Here is a 20151-nt window from a genome sequence, read left to right as displayed (position 1 = left end):
GGCGAGTAAATACTTTATGTAATTTCGCATAATTTTCTCAATTGTGAATTTTCATCCCGAGGAAAAGTGGATCGACTGGGTTGATCAGCTTTCAATGAATGATTTTGTCGTTATAGACGATTTTTTACCCGCTCAGCTCTATACGCAGGTGCGTAATTTCCTGCTTCATAAGCTGGAGGAGGATGAGTTTGATCGTGCAGGCATTGGTTCTTCTGCTAATAAACTGAAGGATACTTCGATAAGAGGAGACTTTACCTACTGGATTGATAAGGACAGGGATCAGTCATTATCGGAAGCTTTTGGGGTCATTGAGGAGGCGAAGGATGTACTCAATCGTTTTTGCTTCCTGAGTTTATCTGGTTTTGAGTTTCATCTGGCATACTATCCTGAAGGCACCTTTTACAAAAGACATGTGGATCAATTCAAAGAGCGCAGCAATCGCATGATCTCCATGATCATTTACCTCAACGAAGGCTGGAAAAAAGGAGATGGGGGTGAGTTGAAGATATTTAAAGAAGATGAAGAACTGATCATCGATCCAATTGCCCGACGATGTGTGATGTTTAAGAGTGCTGAAGTACCACACGAAGTAATGCAAACGAACGTGGGCCGCTATAGCCTGACAGGTTGGATGCTGTATCAGCCGAGTGGGGTAGGGTTTGTTTTGGGGTGATCAAAGTATAGAATTCCCTTGATTAGGAATTTGTAGCATTAGCATTTAGTGAATTGAGTCTTGTATCAAACCAGAAACGTATTTATTTCTCAACTCTCTTTCCCTTTTGTTATTAACGCCCTCGGTAGAGGCTAATTTATAATCAGCAGGAATATCTAATTCAAAGTCGTCAAGATTCTGCTTTAATTTTTCCATATCGATTCTTTCTCGGTCACTATTATTGGCAAGGCCCACTATTAATGAAAAGATGTTTGATTTTGAGAACCATATCGATTTAGGATTTAAATCAAGGTCATTGATAATCTTAGCGGTGTGTTCAAAATCTTTTAATAAATCATCTTTCTCTTCAAATTCAACAGCATAATCGTTTAGGAAATCAATAGTTTTCTCGTTTCTGTTAAAAAAATCTGTCAGGTAAGTAGACATCATATTTAGAACATGCATTAGGTGTGCCTTCTTTGCTAGATCCCTTGCTGTATATATATTTCTATTTGTTATTAGTGAAACAAAATTTGCAACATTTTTGGACTTGGCCCATTCAAAATATTCATCAGGAATATTGGGGTCTTCTCTAAAATCTTCATTGTTATCATTCTTATCTAAATCTATTTGATTGCCTAATAACTTAGCAACGAGCATATATTCGGATGTAGAGTATTCAGAAGCTAACTTTTCAATTGCTGTAAGAGAGTTAGATGTTCTATTAATCCTTTGAAATATTTCTTGGACCTTAGGATCATCATTTTCCAAGTCAAGCTCAATTACTGCAATTTCATATTTAAGAAACTCCGACTTTTTTGATTCAGATAAACTCTCATAGTATTGTCCCTCAACATCAAATTCATTATTAATAAACCCTTGGATTGCGTTAGTTCTTTGTTGGCCATCGACGATACAAGATATAGTGGACATTGTTTCAACATCGACTTTTCCTTTCGATATGAAAATCTGAGGAAATGGGTAACCAAGTAAAATAGTTTTTATGAAATCCTTCTTGTGTATTTCTCTCCAAACGAGATTGCGTTGAAAATATGCATCTGGGATTAACGCCCCTTTCCTTATATCATTAATTAGATTAAGGAGAGAAATTGAACGTACTCTATATTCGATCATATTGGTCTATTATTTAAATAATTCTCAATAACCTTTGTTTGCTTGTATTCAAAAAACATCTCCGAAAAGTAAATGCCTGCATTTATCGACTTAAACATGTCTTTGTTCTTGGATGATAATTTTCCAAAAAATTTATTCCAATTCGCACGCTTCTTTCCTGTAGGCATTAAATCAGGTCTAAAGATTCCTCGAGCGAGATACTGTCGGTACTCTTCATATGTGGATCTGCCATCTCTAATTGGAAAATCACTTCTATCCCTAAATCCTTTTGTCTGGTTGAAAACGTATTCTGAATACTTTAAAAAAAGACTTGAATCAATAATAGCAACATCTAAATCAGAATTCTGCGAATTAAAAGTGGAGTTTTTATGGAAACTTCTCCCAGTTTTTGCAGAGCCTACTATTTGAACAGAATTCAAAGGGATCTGAAAATAAAATGCGATATTATCAATTATAGTGAATTGTCTTTCTTCATTTCCGATAAAGACCTTGGTAGGAAATGATAAAAATATTTTTCTTACAATCTCGCGATGAGATCTTCTTTCTTTAAGCCCTTTTTCTATCGACTGGATGTAGTTCATATCACTAACTTATACGAAGGTGTAAAGCTTTTTTGCACATACCTATCCCTTTCAAATATAGTCCTAAATCTCAAACGTCTCACTCACGACCCATCCGGCACTCCAGCAGGCCTGGAAATTAAACCCTCCGGTGAGGGCATCAATGTCCAACACTTCACCGACCAGGTAGAGGTTGGGGAAACGTTTACACTCGAAGGTACTTAGGTCTACCTCGGACAATTTGATGCCTCCTGCGGTGACGAATTCTTCTTTGAAAGTACTCTTGCCATCCACAGCATATCGTCCTTGTCCCAGTTCCTCCACCAGCTTGTTCATATGCTTTTTTGACAGCTCCATAAAGGGTGTTTTGGCTCCAATCCCACAATGGTCCACCATACGTTCCCAGAATCGTTTGGGCAGCTCAAACAGCGGATAGTTGATCACCTTTCGTTTGGGATTGGCTTCTGCATATTCCTGGATGTGTTTTCTGATCTCGTCCGGTTTCAGTGCTCCGGTGAAGTTGATAATCACATCAAAGCGGTAGTTTTTATCTGCCAGTTCATAAGCTCCACGAGATGACAGCTTCAGCACCGCCGGTCCACTCAGTCCCCAGTGGGTGATCAGCAGTGGTCCGCTTTCTTCCAGTTTGGTGCCGGTCACTTTTACTAGCGCCTGATTAAACGAAATACCTTGCAGGTCTTGTAATCGCGGATCTTTAATGTTGAAGGTGAAGAGTGAGGGAACCAATGGGGTCAACTCCAGCCCAAGTTCCTGAAGCACCTTCCAGGTGGCAGTGGAGGAGCCAGTCGCCACGATCACCTTTCCCGCTTCATAAGTCGTGGCTTTGGTGTGAACCAACCATCGATCATTTTGCTGTTCCAATTTGGTCAGTGCCTCATTTTGAATGATCGTTACACCATGCTTCTTCGCTTCCTTTAGAAAGCAATCGATGATGGTCTGAGAATCATCGGTGATCGGAAACATGCGCTGATCGTCCTCTGCTTTGGTTTCCACCCCGCGCTGATTTAGCCAGTCAACCATGTCGGAAGTAGTGAAGGTTTTGAAAAGTGGGTGAAGCTTTTTATTGCCACGTGGGTAGAAAGGCACCAGTTCGGAAGGCTTGGTTCGGGCGTTAGTTACGTTGCATCGTCCACCACCGGAGACCTTCACTTTACTTAGCAGCTTGTTGGATTTTTCCAGTATGGTAACCTGGTAGTCCGGGTGCTTCTCAGCAATATTGATAGCTGCAAAAAATCCTGCAGCGCCACCTCCGATGACAATTACTTTCACAAAAGACGAAGTAAGCTAAAAATCTTGATTTAGGCTATGAATGTCATCTCGACTGGAAGGAGAGATATTTACTGGCTGCCATGAGTAAAGATTTCTCGCTGCGCTCGAAATGACATTTTTGAATTTATCTTCACATAAATTTCAGCACTATGGCTTATTGTTATTTCAACGGAGGAGTAGTGGATGAGCAGGAGGTAGGTTTATCCATTCACAATCTGGGAGTACATCGTGGGTTTGGAGTCTTTGATTTTTTTCGTATGCGTGATGGGAAGTATTCCTTTATCCAGGATCACCTGGATCGCTTTGAAAACTCGCAAAAATTCATTGAGCTATCTCACATCATCAAACAAGATGAAATCAGAGAGGCTGTAGATACCCTTCGCGACTGGAATGGCTATAAAGATGCCGGTTTCAAGCTGATGCTGCTCGCAGACGGAAAGGAATCGGATTCTGAATTGTCCCCACTCTTTTTCATACTTCACTCAGACCTGACCAATCACCAACCGGCTCCTTATGCCAGTGTTATTCTGCATGAGTACGTCAGAGAGTATCCAAAAATCAAGACTATCAGCTACTTCACCAGCAACCTGCTGCACCGCAGGAAAACGAAAACCGGAGCGATTGATGTGATCTATCACAAAGACAATCAAATCAGTGAAGCATCACGAAGTAACGTATTCATCATTCGGGATGGGGTATTCAAAACGCCAGCTGAGCATATTCTTGAGGGCATAACACGAAAGCAGGTATTGAAGGTTGCTTCTGAGGTTGGAAAGGTAGAAATCACCAATGTCTCCGTGGATGATTTCATCACAGCAGATGAGGTTTTCATTTGCAGTACGCTGAAGGAAATCTGTCCGATTGTGGAGATAGAAGGCAGTCCCGTAGGGAGTGGAAAAGTTGGCCCGCTTTCAAGGAAGGTTAGCCAACTTTTCCAGCAAAAGCTGATGGATTAATTATTCATCTTTTAGACACTTCGAAGGGTTCACGTTTGCTGCTCGTAAGGCTTGTGAGCTTACCGTCACCCATGCAATGACAAGGGAGACCACTGCAGCTCCTATAAAAATCCATACGCTAAGATCAATTTTATAGGCAAAGCTTTGTAGCCACTCATTCATGAAATAGTATGATATAGGTAAAGCAATGAGGATAGAAATACCAACCAACTGTGTAAAGTCTTTTGACAGCATCATTACAATATTAGAGGTAGTTGCTCCCAGCACCTTTCTTATACCTATTTCCTTCAGCCTTCTTTCAGCAGTAAAGGATGCCAGCCCAAACAACCCAAGGCAGGAAATGAGAATGGCGAAACCAGCAAAGTAGGAGGAGAGCGTTCCAATTCTTTTCTCGGAGTTATAGAGTTGCTGGTATCGCTTATCCAGAAACTCATACTCAAATATGAAACCCGGACTAAATTGATGGTACAGGTCTTCAATTGCCATCATGGTCTCTACTTCTTTTCCAGCCTCTAACCTCACAGCCACATTCCATGTACTTCTTAACCAAAAGAACGCAGGATCTACTTCCGTGTGGATGGACATATAATGGAAGTCTTTGATCACTCCAATGATTTCCAGGTCGTACTCATCCCACAGCCTGATTTTCTGCCCGACTGCCTCTTCCGGAGAAAATCCCATTACGCGAGCCGCTGCTTCATTGATAAGCATCTTAGTTGTATCGGCACCAAACTCCCGGCTAAACCATCGACCTGTAGCCAACTCAAATCCCATCGTTTCATAGAATTCATAATCCACGCGAATGTTCTCAAATAGAATACGAGCGTCTTCCGGTTTACCAGTCCAGTCTAAACCACTGGTATTGCTTTGCTGATACACCATGCCATGACTTGTTCCACCTGCATTTACCACACCGGGTATTCTTCGTAGCTCTGTAAAAAAGGCCTCTCTTTTATCCGGAATGCCACCATCCTGACCGAAGAAAACTACGTTATCCTGATTGTAGCCCAGATTTTTCGTGAAGGCATAATGCGTTTGTTTTTGGATCACGATTACCCCGACAATCAGCACGATGGTAATGGTGAACTGGAAGATTACCAGTCCCTTTCGCGCCCATACTTCACCTGCCGAACTTTTGATATCGCCTTTTAGCACTTGCACCGGATTGAAATGAGTGAGGTAAAGTGCCGGGTAGCTCCCTGCTAGAATTCCGGTAAGCAGAACAGTAAATATGGAAATGCCAATGAGCTCTGGAGTGAGGTTTAACGAGATGACCTTATCCGTGATTTCATTAAAAGAAGGCATGAGCATTAGCACGATCACATATGAAAGTAGCATGGCAAAGAGTGAAATCAGTATCGCCTCGCCAATATATTGCCGAACAAGAGTGCTTCGATCTGCTCCGATTGCCTTTCGTACACCGACCTCATGTGCTCGTTTGGATGCCCTGGCAGTGGAGAGATTCATGAAGTTGATGCAGGCAATGATCAGAATAAAAACAGCAATCACTGAGAATAGTCTGACATAATCGATCCGTCCTCCATCAGGTACTCCATTGGTATACTTTCCATAGAGGTACTGCTCGGAGTATTTCTTTAAAAAGAGCTCTACATTGCTGTCATCGTCTTTTGTTTTAATATAGCCGGCGATAGTCTCGGTCACATCTTCATAATTAGCTCCGTCTTGTAAAATCACATAGGTATGTGGTCCATTATTTCCCCAGTCACTCGCCCACTCGTTTCGATCCAGCCAATCCTGAAGAGGAATGACCCAGTCAAAAACATGTGTCGATTTTGGTGTAATGTTCTCAAAAACACCACTCACGATAAAGTCCCTGGCATCTTCGTACCGCAGGGTTTTTCCTACCGCATTTTCAACATCACCGAAGAACTTAACTGCCATGTCCCTGGATATGCAGATGGAAGTTTTGTCTTTAAGGACAGTGTTTGGATCACCAGCCAAGAGGGGATAAGTGAATATATTGAAAAAGTCTTCACCTACATGATATCCGCTCTCTTTGAAGTAGGTATTGTCGAAAGAAAACAAGGCAGGGTTGATCCATGTGGTTGTAGCAGCATACTTAATATCCGGAAAATCCAGCTTTAAGTTTTGCCCAAGAATTCCCGGAGTGGAGTTGGTTGCGAACGTTTCATTGGAGTAGGTCTGAAACTCCATGACACGAAAAAGACGATCATCTTTTTCATGAAATTTGTTGATTGAGAATTCATCCTGAACCCAGAGATAGATGAAAAAAGCACAGGTTAACCCCGTGGTTAATCCAATCAGATTGATGAGTGAGGAAACTTTGTGGCGCAAAAAATTGCGCAGCGTGATTCGTAAGTAATATTTCATTTTGAGTAGTTGAGTTGCTTTAAAGACGCTTTAAACAAGCAATAGTTGCACTTTTAGAAATACTTTCACTTTACTGAAAGGTTACTGGCAAGAAAATTTTTTCAAAAAAGTTTTTGGAAGTTCAAAATCTTTGATTCAGCTTTGGCGCATCTTTTCAGAGATGAAGAGGTAAAATTTATAAAGAAGCACGGAGAGACAGGCTCGTTGATGTGCTAGCAACCTGGTAACCAAACCAAGGTGCTAATTCCTGAACTTTTAAAGTGAATATAAATTATGAAGAAAGCACACAAACGCATTCAGGACATCCAATTTCTCAACACGCACGCTCGATCTATGTGCTGTTGCTGCTGTTAATTTTTTGACCGCTCCTAAAGCAGGTCTGTCCCTACTTTTCCTTTTTCCAATTTTTTAAATCCGTTCAAATGAATTTTGAAACGCAAGCCATTCGCATACAACTGTCGAATGCTTCTCAGAAGGAGCATTCTGCCCCGGTCTATCTCACAAGCTCATTCACCTTCGATAATGCGGAGGAGGCAAGAGCTAAATTCAATGATGAGATTCCGGGTAATATTTACTCACGATATTCCAATCCCAACACCGATGAGTTTATCCATAAGCTCTGTTACCTGGAAGGAGCGGAAGATGGATTAGCCACTGCCACAGGCATGTCTGCCATGTTCACCAGTATGGCTGGGCTGTTACAACATGGCGATCATGTATTGGCATCCCGTGCACTGTTCGGATCTACGCATCAGCTGTTTACCAGAGTGTTCCCAAAGTGGGGAATCGATCATTCCTATTTTAATCTGCATCGCCCGGAGAAATGGGAGAGCCTGATCACACCAAAAACCAAAATGATCTTTGTAGAGACACCTTCCAATCCGGGACTGGATATCGTGGATCTCGAGTACCTGGGACAGCTGGCGGAAAAGCACAACCTCATTTTTAATGTGGACAATTGTTTCGCCACACCATACCTACAAAATCCGATTGAGTGGGGCGCGCATATCGTCACTCATTCTGCCACCAAATTTATTGATGGACAAGGCAGAACACTAGGGGGTGCCATTGTCGGGAAAAAGGAATTGATCGAGGAGCTTCGGTTTTTCGCGCGTCATACGGGTCCAAGCCTGTCACCTTTCAATGCCTGGGTGCTAAGCAAAAGTCTGGAGACTCTAGCCGTGCGAATGGAGAAGCATTGCGAGAACGCTTATAAAATCGCTTCTTATCTCGAAGGGCATGAAGAGTTGGAGTTGGTGAAATATCCATTTCTGGAAAGTCATCCTCAGCGTGAACTGGCCAAAAAGCAAATGAAGCACGGAGGAGCGATCGTGACTTTCATTGTTAAAGGTGGGTTGGAAAGAGGCGTTCGTTTTTTGGATAATCTGAACATGCTCAGTCTGACACCCAATCTGGGCGATACGCGAACGACTGTTACACACCCGGCAAGTACCACACATAGCAAATTGACGGAAGAGGAACGAGCGAGCGTTGGTATTGCTCCCGGTTTGGTACGTATCTCGGTAGGATTGGAGAATGTGAATGACATTCTCAATGACATTGAACAAGCGCTACAGGCCAGCAAGGAGAAAGAGGTAAATCCAAGGATCGAAAAAGTCTTATCGTCATGAAAATAAAACACCTGACATGGATAGGCATCTGTTGCATGTGTATGTACATGTGCTGGAGAATAGTGCTAAGGTCACCTAAAAAGAGGTATTTGTAAAATAAAATAAAATAAAAACGAATACAAACCCTGGTGGCCACTGAGTCATCAGGGTTTTTTTATTCTTAAAATGAAAAATATGTCATCTACTACAACGATATCAAACGAAGCAAAAAGAGATATAGAAGAGCTTCAGGAAAAAATAGGCGCTTTTCATCTGGGGACAATTCCGGAGGAACGGTTCAAGGCGTTCAGGTTAACCCGAGGAGTATATGGTCAGCGACAGCAAGGAGTTCAGATGCTACGCATTAAACTTCCTTATGGAAAAGTCACACCGGATCAAATTCGCGTCATTGCCAACATAGCGGATGAGTATACCAATGGCAATCTCCATTTGACTACTCGTCAGAACATCCAGCTTCATCACATCCCATTGGATGATACACCGGAGATTTGGTCCAGACTGGAGCGGGCGAATGTCACGTTAAGGGAAGCATGTGGTAATACGGTCAGAAATGTAACGGCCTCTCCATTGGCCGGAGTTGATCCGGAAGAGCCTTTTGATGTCACACCCTATGCGCATGAGGTATTCGAATACTTTCTAAGAAATCCAATATGCCAGGACATGGGGCGAAAGATTAAAATCGCTTTCTCCTCAAGTGAACGGGATGAAGCGTTTACCTACATCCATGATTTTGGTTTTGTTCCGAAAGTGAAAAGTGGAATCCGAGGATTTAAAGTACTGGTTGGAGGAGGACTAGGTGCTCAGACCTTCTTTGGTCAGGTGGCTCATGACTTTTTGCCGGAGGAAAAGCTCATTCCATTTATTGAGGCTGGTTTAAGGGTATTTGATCGTCACGGAGAGCGGGAGAGGCGACATAAAGCCCGTTTGAAATTTTTAGTGGACCCGAAGAAAGGCTTGGGACTGGATGGTTTTCTCAGATTGGTAGATGAAGAGTATAAAGCTTTACCTGACCAGGTCCACCCAATCTCACATGAGGAAATAAGTTATCCGGCTCTTAAACGCCCGTATTCCAATTATAAAATCCAGGATAAGGATGCTTTCGAAAGATGGAGAAGAATCAATGTGGTGGAGCAAAAGCAAAAGGGTTTTTATGCAGTCAAAATCAAAGTACCACTGGGCAACATTTCCTCTAAAGTGGCACGTAGAATTGCCTTGATTGCAGAGTCCTATGCTTCAAAGGACATTAGGATCACCATTAATCAGGGATTACTATTCAGGTTTGTAAGCGGAGAAAGTCTTCCGGCACTTTTCGCTTCACTTAATGAGCTGGGTTTGGCTAATCCGGGATTTGATACACTGGCAGATGTCACTTCATGCCCGGGAACAGATACCTGCGCTTTAGGTGTGACCAATAGTACGCGTCTGGCAACTGAACTTGAACGAGTTATCCATGAGGAATATCCCCACTTGATTGATGAAGCACAGATCAAGATCAAGATCAGCGGATGCATGAATTCCTGTGGCCAGCACATGATCGCCAATATTGGTTTTCATGGAAGTAGTATCAAGAATGGAGACAAAGTGGTGCCGGCAATGCAGGTGGTCATCGGTGGTGGTATTGAACCAGATCATCATGGATATATCGCTGAAAAGGTCATCAAGATTCCAACAAAACGAATCCCTGATGTAGTTCGAGCACTTCTGGATGACTATGAAGCCAATGCAGAAGAGACCGAATATTTCAATCAGTATTTCCGAAGGGAGGGGAAGAAGTATTTCTATGAGCTACTCAAGCCACTAGCTGATCTGTCTCACATCCGTGATGACGAATTTCAGGATTGGGGACATGCGGAAGAATTCGTTCCGGAAGTCGGAGTGGGAGAGTGCGCCGGAGTAGTGCTTGATTTGGTAGATACTATTTTGGCTGATGCAAAGGAGCGCATCGAATGGGCCAATGAAGACTTTGAAAAACAAAAATGGGCCAATGCAATCTATCACAGCTACAGTGCACTAGTGATTGGTGCCAAGGCATTGCTTCTCAATAAGGATATTCAGTGCAATACCCACAAGGGCATCATCGATGATTTTCAGTCACACTTTTCTGATGAGGTCGCTTTTCCAATAGCAGAATCTTTTGCTCAGGAAGTACTTAAAATCAATCGGTATGCACCAAATCAGGCTTTCGCGAAAAACTACCTCGACAATGCTTCAACATTCATTGAACAGGTATTTGCTTTTCGATCTCAGGAGGGTGAATCAAAAGAAAAGTTGGTCATCAGTAACCATTACAAAGCATAGCTATGAGTGATCAAAAACTAACGTTGGTAGGAGCTGGTCCTGGAGATCCGGACCTGATTACCGTGAAAGGCGTGAAGGCACTCGAGCAGGCAGATGTTGTGCTTTACGATTCATTGGTTTCTAAGGAACTACTTAGATACGCACCTTGTGCGGAGCACATTCCGGTAGGCAAAAGAGCCGGAAAATCAAGCGTGCCCCAGCAAAGTATTAATCAGTTGATTGTCGAAAAGGCACATAGCAAGGGACATGTGGTACGATTGAAAGGAGGTGACCCTTTTGTCTTTGGACGAGGCTTTGAAGAAATACAGTTTGCCCAGGCACATGGTATTCCCACTGAAGTGGTCATTGGGATTAGCAGCATCATGTTACCGGGGCTATATAATATCCCACTTACGTGCCGGGGAGTGAATCAGGGTTTTTCAATTCTGACCGCTACTTCGGCTGATGGAGAGGTGAGTGGAGAGGTGAGTAAGGCTGCCAAACACGCATCCACAGCTTTGATATTTATGGGTTTGTCAAAGCTCGATGTGGTGGTTGCTCACTATTTAAAAGAGGGTCGGGGAGATTTACCTGTTGCTATCATCAGCAATGGCTCGCTCGCTGAGGCACAGGTAATTGCTGGTACGGTGGATTCAATTCTTGATGAAGCCAGCGATCAAAAGCCAGCATCCCCGGCACTCTTAATTTTTGGAGAAGGAGCTGCATTTGCAACTCAATCCAATCAATTATCAATCAAAAAACACAAAGTAGCATGACCATAGGAAATTCATTATTCCCGATATTCCTGAAACTGGATCAGGTTCAGACGCTGATCGTGGGAGGAGGAAATGTAGGGTTGGAAAAGCTGGATGCTTTATTAAGAAACGATCATGAGGCTAACGTTACGATTGTAGCCAAAAGGATCAAGGGAGAAATTCGCCAACGACAAGGATTATCAAGGCAGATCAAATTGATAGAGCGATCGTTCAGGAAGAGTGACCTGAAAGGAAAAGACCTGGTTATCCTTGCAACCGATGATCACGCGCTTCATGCAAAGATAAGGTCCATGGCTCGTAGAAGGCACCTGCTTGTAAACACAGCTGACACTCCGGGTTTATGTGATTTCTATCTGGGATCGACAGTGAAAAAAGGTGATCTGAAAATCGGTATCAGTACAAACGGAAAATCCCCAACATTTTCTAAACGATTGAAAGAGGTGCTGAATGAGACACTTCCGGATGAAACAGACCTGCTGCTTCAAAACCTGAAGGTGATCCGGGATCGGCTGAAAGGAGATTTCTCATTCAAAGTGAAAGCGTTGAATGGCATTACCAAATCATTGATCGACAGAAATGAGGTCTAATAAACAAGAAAATTTGGTTCGGTTAAATGAGCGCTACCATCCCTTGAGTCCGCTCGAGCGGATGGAGCGGCTCTTTACTGAATTTGATCATGATCGAATATTGATGACCTCTTCGTTTGGTACCACTTCGGCGATTCTACTACATATGATTAGCAAGGTAGCACCTCGGCATCCCGTCTACCTGGTCAACACCGGTTATTTGTTTGAGGAAACCTTTCAGTACAAAGAGGATATAAAGCAGAAGCTTGGTTTGAATATCGTGGAGGTGGGAGCGCAGGAAAACAAGCATCGCTTCACTCAGGACAATCAAACCTGGAAATATCAAAACGATCTGTGCTGCTTCATCAATAAGGTAGATCCAACAAATCAATTGAAGAAAGGAAAGGATGTTTGGATTTCAGGTCTACTGCGTTTTCAAAATGCGAACCGGCAGCACCTTCGGATTTTTGAACCGAGAGATGAGCTGCTCAAATTTCACCCGATAATCGACATGACGGCAGAAGAGGTGAGTTTATATCATACCATTTACGAGCTGCCACAAAACAAACTCTACTATCAGGGATACGGTTCAGTAGGATGTACCCACTGTACCGAGAAAGGGGACCATAGAGAGGGGAGATGGTTGAACAAACAAAAGACCGAATGTGGGTTGCATCTTTAATAATAGCCCTGTTAGGGTTCCAAACCCTAACAGGGGCTAAACCGATTCGAAACTCTAAGCGACCATGATGTAAACAGCAATCCAGAAGATAAATCCACCATAGAGGACAGGGTGGAGCTTTTTTCTGGAAATGATGTCGTATGTGAATATAGAAATCCATAAAATCAACCAGATAAGTCCGGCATAAGCGCCCGGGTCTATTCCTAAGTTGCCACAAAACCGACTCAAGATGGGCTCCATAGCTAGCATCATACCCGCAAAAATGAGGTACTGGTGTAGCACCTTTTTCTCTCGCTTGAGGTAAGCAAATGCCAGCATGATCGCAAATGCAGGAATGAAAATGCGATTGGCTTTTCCAAAGAAGGGAAGATCTGCGAAATCAGGACCTATGTAGGAGAGAAAGAAGATGCTTGCCAGCATCATGCATGCGATCACAAAACCAATAACTCCAAAACGCATGTGCTGCTTTACATTGAGTTTTCTGATATGATTGGTTTGTATAATAAGTACGATGGTCCATGCAAACATGATCAATCCATGAATGATCATTCGAGGGTCACTATTGCTTGGTTGATCCACATCTGTAACCATATTGTCAGAGAAGGCAATAAGGCTCATGATCAGGATGGTTACACTGAGAGCAAAAAAGTAGTTTTTGGTATAAAAATTCTTTTTCATACTAATTGAAATGGGTTTTTAATTATCCTTTTAAGAGCGCGGTTAACAGGTCCTGAACCCACTTGGTTTCTCCGATTTGGAATATGAAAAGACAGTAAACGTTGATGCCCAAAGCCCAATAGGTGGCTGGATGTTTCAGCTTATCATATTTCCATGCAGTGATCAATAGCAGAAGAATGATAATGAATTGACTCAATAGAGTAGGAAACACAATATCAATGTTAGGCCATTTATCTGCCTGGGGAATGATGAAGAAAAGTTGAACTCCACGGCCCAAAGCTGGCATCATGATGATAAATACAGTTGAAACCAGCCACCAGGCATGGTCTTCCAGTTGCTTCCGTTTGATGATGCTCATGATAACCGCATATCCGAAAATCAGTATCATAGGAATTTCGCAGGCAGCCACTCCATAGAAAAAGTCCGGCGTAAAAGGCCCAAACCGTTCCGGGTTGGCGGCAGACATATTTACGTTTTCAATATCCCGATACATCATACTGAAAGCAGTGAGACAAACACCTCCGGCCAGAAACATCCCAATGATTCCATTCGTACGGTGCTTTTCCAGCTTTCCATGTGTGGCATAGTAGGGCTGGATAATGAGGTAGAGATACCAGATGGAGCCTGTCCAGTAATGGATGTGTACGGACCAGGCATTGTCGGTAAAGTCACCCCAATAGTCCATGGCTATTCCTAGCTGCATGAAGACCATTGGGATGAGCATCCAGAGATGAAGGGATTTGTATTTGTGCATCGTGATTCGGGTTTATTGCTGGTTGAATCAGATCAAGTGGTTTTAAGCTGTTTGATTTTACGTTTCAGGCGGAAAGCAATGAAAGTGGGAATCAGAGCGATCAGAAGGCCAATCAACAAGCCCTTGATAGTAAACATCATGGTTTGATTGGTGTCAATATCATGACGGTGATTCCATATCTCTACGATCTTTCCATCCTTGATTCGAAAGACGTTTATGATAGGAATGCTTCCTGATCCGAACATAATTTTAGCCATCAGCGACTCGGCTTTATAATTAGCGATCCACCGGGTGGCTACCAAATCTCCGTCGGCTATTTGATAATCTATTTTATTATCCCATGATCCACCTCCCCAAAATCGATCTGCCACAATTTTTTGTTCAATCGCTGGCTCAACCACATTCTTACGATCTCCTATATCATGAACGACATATTCCTCAGCGACGTACTGATCATACTTATCTGTATTGTTGGTAAACCACAGATTCATATAAAAATCCCGTGCAATTTGTTTGTTAATTTCCTCCTGAGATAATGTCGGTTTAGACATCAATGTGTCTTGTTGTGCTATGGTTACTGAGCAAAAAACAAGTACTATTAGTGTAATTGTATTTCTCATAATTATTTGATTTTATTTAACCTGCCCTGAAGCCACCTCTCTGTACATTTTCCATTCACCATCCTCATCTTTTTTGAGGACGACAATGAATGTATCCTTTAACTCCACTTGCACACCTTCTGCATTGGTATAATAGACCTTGCTGGTTCCATAATCATAAGCCATGGTGTCATTCAAGATCAAGGTTTCCTTCGGAAATATCATCAGGCTGTCGTAAGGAAAGGCTCCTTTTTCTTTTCCAAGCTTTCTCATTTCCCACCATCCTTCTGTGTCGGGTCCGGTGGCTTCCATTTCCGGCATAGCGAAGCTGGCAAGATCCTGATAGCGCTGTTCTTTAATGGCCAACATAAAACCATTTCGGGTCTCTTCGATTTTTGCTAGTTCAGCCTTGATATCCAGCTTGGGTTTTTCAGGAGATCTCTGTCCGTAGCATGCTACCAGCAGCAGGGACAAGAGGAGTAATTTCGAGTGTTTCATAGTCTACGTTTTAATTAGGTGAGACTAATGTAGAAGATGAAAGCAGGGTTGATATTCGGAAATCTCCCAAAAACCGACGGGTATGTAACATCTAATTTTTGGACACTCTTTAGGTCTTAGAATAGAAAAGCCGATCACTGAAGTGATCGGCAATTGCTTCAATGACGCAAGCCAACTGATTATCCACCTCTTGGTGACGGTGCTGTTTCGGTGTGAAGCGTTCCCACCTCCCGTGCTGTCAATGCCTTACAATAGATGCGCACTTCGTCGATTTTTCCTTTAAATGTGTTGCTTATTTGTTGCAGTCTCGAACCAATGAGTAGTGGCTGAGCATCATAATTAAATGTACCAGTTGGAATAACTTCTTGTGATACGAGGGTTTTATTTATGTAAATGTTGGCCGTTCCATTTTTATAAACAACTGTAAGCATATACCATATTCCTGTCCGATACCGGCGATATTGGATACTGTTATAAACCCCATCGGGACTCAAGTGAAATACAATATCACGTGTGCCAGACATTCCTAATGCATAAGGAGTGGCAAATGCACCATTTACTACAGGCCCTTTTCTCACAATAAATTGCGACTTTACAGTTTCTGGAAGAATCCAGCTGGAAATGGTGAACTCGTCTTGCAAGTGAAGTTGGGATTGATCTGGAGCGACAATGATATCATCTAATCCATCGAAATAATAGGCCTTATTTGCATAACCATTTCGATCGGAGGTGAGAACAGGTCCATCTACAATCCCATGATTGGCATACGAACTCATATCATTGGCATTCCCATTGAACGGATAAAAGGCCACCAAGCAGTCATTGCCAGGTTTAACAATTGGTAATCTTGAATCTATCCTGGTCGATTCAGGAGTAGGTTGGAGTTCATCAGCCTCTTCTTGCATGCAAGAACAAAAGATGAAGATGAGGGGAATCATTAATTTTTTCATAAGAATGTAATTAAGGTTTTGTTTCAAAATAGAATGATGCTTCGATAGCCAATTGATATCATTCTGTTTTAGCAAATTGCGATCACATTGTCCTTCAAAGTGATTCGCAATCTGATTCGAAGGTATGGAGATGACTGGGTGAGGATAATCGGATACCTCCCAAAAACCCACACTTATGTATCATGGTGTGGTGAGGCTCTTATGAAGCCTTTTTCGCGTATTTGGAAGGCGTGGAGTCGAACTTTTCTTTAAAGCACTCAGTGAAATAGGAGAGACTGTTGAACCCACAGCTGTAGGCTGTTTCTGCTACATTCATATGGCCACCAGATAGGAGGGTGGCTGCTCGCTGTAGACGAAGGTCCCGGATGAATTCACTGGCTGAAAAATGAGTGAGTGCTTTTAGCTTTCTGTGAAGCTGCATACGACTCATTCCCATCTCCTTTTGAAATGCCTCAACGGTAAAAGTCTCATCAGATAAATGCTGATCAACTATTTCCATGGCTCTTCTAATGAACGCCTCATCGGGTGAATTCACCTCGATTTGCGAAGGTTCTAACTTTAATGTCTGACTGAATTTTTGTTTGAGTGTGCTTCTTGATTTGATCAGGTTTTCAACCCTGATAAGTAATTCGTCATTGTCAAAGGGTTTGGTTAGGTATTCATCAGCACCCGTAGTAAGTCCTTCCAGCTTCGTTTTTTTGTCTGCCTTGGCTGTGAGCAAAACAATCGGGATGTGACTGGTTTTCTCATTCACTTTCAGTTCGTTGCAAAGTGTAATTCCATCAGCCTCCGGCATCATCAGGTCTGAAATGATGATATCGGGTACCAGCTTTAATGCGTCGTTGATTCCTTCTCTTCCATTTACTGATTCATGAACGATGTAATTTTCCTGCAATAAGGAGCTAATGTGTAATCGTAAATCAGCATTATCTTCTACTACCAATACCGCTGGGGTATCCGTTTCCAGCATTTCCTTTTCGGAGGATGATCCTGTTATTCCCAATTGATACGTAGGTAAAACTACAGTTTTTGCTGCCCCACTTTCTGCGATTTCGAAGCTCGCATAAGCTGCCTTATTTGTGGGGAATGAGAATGTAAAAGTGCTACCCTTGCCCAGGGTACTTTCAACTTCGATTTTTCCATGATGCAAGGTTGCTAATTCCTTAGTCAGAGTGAGCCCAATTCCAGTCCCGGCCGCATTGGGATTAGTTGCAGTGCTTTGATGAAACCGATGAAAAATATTTTTCAATTCGGAAGGCTCAATGCCTTGTCCGGTATCTGATATAGCAATCAGCAACTGTCCGTTTTCAAATGTGGTGTTTAGACTGACGTTCCCTTTAGATGGTGTGAATTTAAATGCATTGGAGAGCAAGTTCGTTATAATCTTTTGGACCTTATCTTCATCAAAGTATACCACTTCCGGTACCTGATTCAGGTCCGAATGAAAACGAATCTTTTGAGCACCAGCAAGAGATTCGAAGGAGGCTATGCTGATTTCCAAAAATTCTTTGATGTTGCCTTTTTGTACTTTGAGTTCAAGTTTCCCGTCTTCCAGTTTGGAAAGGTCAAGTAGCTGATTAATTAATTCAAGCATTCGTGTTGCATTCCGATGAATCAGGCTTAATTCTTTTTGTGTCTCGCCTGAATGATCGGCTTGTAATAACTTTTGCAAAGGGCTCAGGATAAGGGATAATGGCGTTCGAAATTCATGTGAAATGTTCGTAAAAAAGGAGGTCTTAAGCTGATCGAGTTCTTTCAACCGGTTGTTGGCTTTTGCCTTGATATTATACTGATTGTAGACCACCCCGATCAGAACAACCAGGATAACTGCGATGATTAGCAGGTAGTTTCTAAGGTTTTGTTGCTTTTGTATTTGAAGGTTTGCAATTTGATTTTCTGCACTTAGTAAATCAATTTCTTGCTCTTTCTGGGCTGTTTGAAATTGGGTTTCCAGTTTGTTAATCTGCTTAGAGTTTTCTTGATTAAGTAAACTGTCGCTAAGAATTTTGTATTGTATATGGTAATCAAGGGCTTTTTGATAACTCCCCATTTCCTGATACAGTGTGCTAAGAGAAAGTACGACGTTATCCTTAGCTGTTAGTAGCTGGTGTTTATCGGCAATTTGGTTTGCATCTAATAATGCAGTTTCGCTTTCCTGAAAGTCTCCGGTTGCCATCAGTGCTTTACCAATTCCCAATAAGTTATTGCACTGGCCAACGAAATGGTCGATTTTTTCCTGGATAGCAAAACTAGTTCTATACATTTCCAATGCTTTGCTATAATCTCCTGACTCGAAGTAAATATTTGCGAGATTGGTCTGAAGGTCAGAGACGTTGTATCGTTCATCAATCGATTCAAACAGTGTGATGGCTTCATTGTAATAATCGATAGCCTTGGTAGAATTTCCATCCATTTGCTCTACTGATCCAAGGTGTTCATAAATGAATGCCAGGTTGTATTTTGTGCCTGCCTTTTCCGACATTTTGATTGCCTGCTGAAAGTATTCCCTGGCTTTGAAGAAATTCTTTAATTCGATGTGAACCAATGCAATGTTGATGAGAGCAACTTCGCGAATAGTAGGAGGCCCTTTTTCCGCTGCTTTTTGATAATACTTAAGTGCATCCGAAAGCGCTCCCTGAGCCAAGCTAATGTTGCCCATATTATTATTTGCACTCGCAACAATTCGATCATTTTTTGTTCTTTCGGCAACTTCTTCAGCATTTTTGAATTGTGCCAACGCTTCTTTCCAGTTGCCAATCTGATTGTTGGTATTTCCTGAACCTATATAGGCGTCCAGTAAGCCCTGGGTGTAATCAGACTCCTGTGAGATGATTAATGCTTCGTTGAAGTAGCGGAATGCTGAATCGTTTTCGCTTCTGATGCGATACATGTAGCCCAGCGAATTATAAGCCTCAGCAATTCCTTTCGTATAGCCGAGCTTTTGTGATAAGTCAGCAGATTCTTTTAAGAGATCAATTACCTCATGCGGGTTAGTGTAAAAAAGGTCAGAATAGAAGAACTGTAAATAGGTTTGAACCTTCAAGGTGTCTTCTTTCTGTTTCTGCAAAGCCTTACGCAGAGAATCAACCTGACCTTGTCCGTAGGAGGTATGCGCTAGTAAGGCAATGAATAATGAAATGGTGAGTTTTCGGATCATTGTCAGGTTTCGATCCTTTAATATAAGGAATTGGAACCTAACAATGCTAGTTAAAGTGATTCATCGTACGCTCCATTCCAATGGTACAGAACGACTTAATTGCATCAATGGCTCGATCCATGTTCAATACCAGCTCGTCCATTTCTTGCTTGTTGAATGGACTAAGTACATAATCGACTTGCTGACCTTTATGGAAGTCATCACCAACTCCAAAGCGCAAACGCGGATAGTTGGCACCACCGCATAATTGTTCAATGTTTTTTAATCCATTGTGACCACCCGCTGAACCTTTGGGTTTCAAACGTATTTTTCCATAGGGGAGGGCGATATCGTCAGTGATGACTAGTAGTTTTTCTTTTGAAATCTTATGCTCTTGCAGGTAATGATTGACGGCCTTTCCACTCAGGTTCATGTAGGTGGTGGGCTTGATAAGGATCAAGGTTCGGCCTTTATGCTTTACTTCCGTTGTGTAGGCCAGTTTATTCATTTCGAATTTCACGCCTTCCTGATCTGCCATTCGATCCAGCGTTAGGAATCCGATATTATGTCGCGTGAGTTCATACTCCGATCCAATGTTTCCCAGTCCTACGATTAAGTACTTCATAATTATTGAACAAAAAAAATCCCGACGCGAAGGTC

The 20151-nt window shown here is 42.3% G+C and carries 18 protein-coding genes and 1 riboswitch; of the genes, 7 read left to right on the top strand and 11 right to left on the bottom strand.

The genetic code is table 11. The annotated features are described in order from the left end of the window. The first annotated feature begins 43 nt into the window (after nucleotides 1-43). Entirely contained in the window at nucleotides 44-673 is a 630-nt protein-coding gene (locus ACOQON_RS09210) for a 2OG-Fe(II) oxygenase (RefSeq protein WP_420578635.1), read from the top strand. Nucleotides 674-718: 45 nt separating this feature from the next. On the opposite strand, the gene ACOQON_RS09205 is transcribed toward ACOQON_RS09210, so the two are convergent. The 3 genes from ACOQON_RS09205 to ACOQON_RS09195 all read right to left on the bottom strand — a co-directional run bounded on the left by ACOQON_RS09205 (nucleotide 719) and on the right by ACOQON_RS09195 (nucleotide 3636). Further along, nucleotides 719-1786: a DUF262 domain-containing protein gene (locus tag ACOQON_RS09205; protein WP_420578634.1), complete on the bottom strand. Its 1068-nt coding sequence runs from the start codon at nucleotides 1784-1786 to the stop codon at nucleotides 719-721. Next, nucleotides 1783-2367, bottom strand: coding sequence for a hypothetical protein (locus tag ACOQON_RS09200; protein ID WP_420578633.1), 585 nt, complete (start codon nucleotides 2365-2367; stop codon nucleotides 1783-1785). Before ACOQON_RS09200 ends, ACOQON_RS09205 begins: the two co-directional genes overlap by 4 nt. A gap of 63 nt (nucleotides 2368-2430) precedes the next feature. After that, a complete protein-coding gene (locus ACOQON_RS09195) occupies nucleotides 2431-3636 on the bottom strand; it encodes an NAD(P)/FAD-dependent oxidoreductase (protein WP_420578632.1) in 1206 nt (401 codons plus the stop codon). Between the two features lie 149 nt (nucleotides 3637-3785). Between ACOQON_RS09195 and ACOQON_RS09190 the strand changes: the two genes are divergently transcribed. Then, a complete protein-coding gene (locus ACOQON_RS09190; protein WP_420578631.1) occupies nucleotides 3786-4592 on the top strand; it encodes an aminotransferase class IV in 807 nt (268 codons plus the stop codon). On the opposite strand, the gene ACOQON_RS09185 is transcribed toward ACOQON_RS09190, so the two are convergent. Then, nucleotides 4593-6944, bottom strand: a complete 2352-nt coding sequence (locus ACOQON_RS09185) for an ABC transporter permease (protein ID WP_420578630.1) — start codon at nucleotides 6942-6944, stop codon at nucleotides 4593-4595. 172 nt (nucleotides 6945-7116) lie between these two features. Further along, nucleotides 7117-7217, top strand: a riboswitch (SAM riboswitch). Nucleotides 7218-7366: 149 nt separating this feature from the next. On the opposite strand from ACOQON_RS09185, the gene ACOQON_RS09180 reads away from it, so the two are divergent. The 5 genes from ACOQON_RS09180 to ACOQON_RS09160 all read left to right on the top strand — a co-directional run bounded on the left by ACOQON_RS09180 (nucleotide 7367) and on the right by ACOQON_RS09160 (nucleotide 12876). Continuing rightward, on the top strand, nucleotides 7367-8575 hold the full coding sequence (locus ACOQON_RS09180) for a trans-sulfuration enzyme family protein (protein WP_420578629.1): 1209 nt from the start codon (nucleotides 7367-7369) through the stop codon (nucleotides 8573-8575). A gap of 174 nt (nucleotides 8576-8749) precedes the next feature. Then, nucleotides 8750-10873, top strand: coding sequence for a HEPN domain-containing protein (locus ACOQON_RS09175; protein WP_420578628.1), 2124 nt, complete (start codon nucleotides 8750-8752; stop codon nucleotides 10871-10873). 2 nt (nucleotides 10874-10875) lie between these two features. Then, a complete protein-coding gene (gene cobA / locus ACOQON_RS09170) occupies nucleotides 10876-11628 on the top strand; it encodes a uroporphyrinogen-III C-methyltransferase (RefSeq protein ID WP_420578627.1) in 753 nt (250 codons plus the stop codon). Beyond that, nucleotides 11625-12215: a precorrin-2 dehydrogenase/sirohydrochlorin ferrochelatase family protein gene (locus tag ACOQON_RS09165; protein WP_420578626.1), complete on the top strand. Its 591-nt coding sequence runs from the start codon at nucleotides 11625-11627 to the stop codon at nucleotides 12213-12215. The genes cobA and ACOQON_RS09165 overlap by 4 nt, the downstream gene beginning before the upstream one ends. After that, the gene (locus ACOQON_RS09160; protein WP_420578625.1) at nucleotides 12205-12876 is read left to right on the top strand and encodes a phosphoadenylyl-sulfate reductase; all 672 of its coding nucleotides are present in this window, start codon (nucleotides 12205-12207) and stop codon (nucleotides 12874-12876) included. Before ACOQON_RS09165 ends, ACOQON_RS09160 begins: the two co-directional genes overlap by 11 nt. A gap of 54 nt (nucleotides 12877-12930) precedes the next feature. On the opposite strand, the gene ACOQON_RS09155 is transcribed toward ACOQON_RS09160, so the two are convergent. From ACOQON_RS09155 to pth, 7 genes are all read right to left on the bottom strand, one after another. After that, entirely contained in the window at nucleotides 12931-13554 is a 624-nt protein-coding gene (locus tag ACOQON_RS09155; protein WP_420578624.1) for a hypothetical protein, read from the bottom strand. Between the two features lie 22 nt (nucleotides 13555-13576). Continuing rightward, complete coding sequence (locus tag ACOQON_RS09150) at nucleotides 13577-14308, bottom strand: hypothetical protein (protein ID WP_420578623.1); 732 nt, start codon at nucleotides 14306-14308, stop codon at nucleotides 13577-13579. A gap of 32 nt (nucleotides 14309-14340) precedes the next feature. After that, nucleotides 14341-14928 carry a nuclear transport factor 2 family protein gene (locus tag ACOQON_RS09145; RefSeq protein ID WP_420578622.1) on the bottom strand — a complete coding sequence of 196 codons (588 nt, stop codon included), beginning with the start codon at nucleotides 14926-14928 and terminating at the stop codon, nucleotides 14341-14343. A 12-nt stretch (nucleotides 14929-14940) separates the two neighbouring features. After that, nucleotides 14941-15405 carry a hypothetical protein gene (locus tag ACOQON_RS09140; protein ID WP_420578621.1) on the bottom strand — a complete coding sequence of 155 codons (465 nt, stop codon included), beginning with the start codon at nucleotides 15403-15405 and terminating at the stop codon, nucleotides 14941-14943. A gap of 179 nt (nucleotides 15406-15584) precedes the next feature. Then, nucleotides 15585-16355, bottom strand: coding sequence for a LamG domain-containing protein (locus tag ACOQON_RS09135; RefSeq protein ID WP_420578620.1), 771 nt, complete (start codon nucleotides 16353-16355; stop codon nucleotides 15585-15587). 199 nt (nucleotides 16356-16554) lie between these two features. Further along, a complete protein-coding gene (locus ACOQON_RS09130; RefSeq protein ID WP_420578619.1) occupies nucleotides 16555-19512 on the bottom strand; it encodes a tetratricopeptide repeat protein in 2958 nt (985 codons plus the stop codon). 46 nt (nucleotides 19513-19558) lie between these two features. Then, entirely contained in the window at nucleotides 19559-20116 is a 558-nt protein-coding gene (gene pth, locus ACOQON_RS09125; protein ID WP_420578618.1) for an aminoacyl-tRNA hydrolase, read from the bottom strand. Between the last annotated feature and the right edge of the window lie 35 nt (nucleotides 20117-20151).

The sequence above is a fragment of the Ekhidna sp. genome (assembly GCF_965221965.1).
Classification (GTDB): domain Bacteria; phylum Bacteroidota; class Bacteroidia; order Cytophagales; family Cyclobacteriaceae; genus Ekhidna.
Note: the sequence above shows the minus strand (reverse complement) of the source record. Positions and strands in the feature narration are given on the sequence as shown.

Coding starts and splice junctions, on each gene's coding strand:
- ACOQON_RS09205 (WP_420578634.1), bottom strand. CDS start 1,786: ATGATCGAATATAGAGTACGTTCAATTTCTCTCCTTAATCTAATTAAT.
- ACOQON_RS09200 (WP_420578633.1), bottom strand. CDS start 2,367: ATGAACTACATCCAGTCGATAGAAAAAGGGCTTAAAGAAAGAAGATCT.
- ACOQON_RS09190 (WP_420578631.1), top strand. CDS start 3,786: ATGGCTTATTGTTATTTCAACGGAGGAGTAGTGGATGAGCAGGAGGTA.
- ACOQON_RS09185 (WP_420578630.1), bottom strand. CDS start 6,944: ATGAAATATTACTTACGAATCACGCTGCGCAATTTTTTGCGCCACAAA.
- ACOQON_RS09180 (WP_420578629.1), top strand. CDS start 7,367: ATGAATTTTGAAACGCAAGCCATTCGCATACAACTGTCGAATGCTTCT.
- ACOQON_RS09175 (WP_420578628.1), top strand. CDS start 8,750: ATGTCATCTACTACAACGATATCAAACGAAGCAAAAAGAGATATAGAA.
- cobA (WP_420578627.1), top strand. CDS start 10,876: ATGAGTGATCAAAAACTAACGTTGGTAGGAGCTGGTCCTGGAGATCCG.
- ACOQON_RS09165 (WP_420578626.1), top strand. CDS start 11,625: ATGACCATAGGAAATTCATTATTCCCGATATTCCTGAAACTGGATCAG.
- ACOQON_RS09160 (WP_420578625.1), top strand. CDS start 12,205: ATGAGGTCTAATAAACAAGAAAATTTGGTTCGGTTAAATGAGCGCTAC.
- ACOQON_RS09155 (WP_420578624.1), bottom strand. CDS start 13,554: ATGAAAAAGAATTTTTATACCAAAAACTACTTTTTTGCTCTCAGTGTA.
- ACOQON_RS09150 (WP_420578623.1), bottom strand. CDS start 14,308: ATGCACAAATACAAATCCCTTCATCTCTGGATGCTCATCCCAATGGTC.
- ACOQON_RS09145 (WP_420578622.1), bottom strand. CDS start 14,928: ATGAGAAATACAATTACACTAATAGTACTTGTTTTTTGCTCAGTAACC.
- ACOQON_RS09140 (WP_420578621.1), bottom strand. CDS start 15,405: ATGAAACACTCGAAATTACTCCTCTTGTCCCTGCTGCTGGTAGCATGC.
- ACOQON_RS09135 (WP_420578620.1), bottom strand. CDS start 16,355: ATGAAAAAATTAATGATTCCCCTCATCTTCATCTTTTGTTCTTGCATG.
- ACOQON_RS09130 (WP_420578619.1), bottom strand. CDS start 19,512: ATGATCCGAAAACTCACCATTTCATTATTCATTGCCTTACTAGCGCAT.
- pth (WP_420578618.1), bottom strand. CDS start 20,116: ATGAAGTACTTAATCGTAGGACTGGGAAACATTGGATCGGAGTATGAA.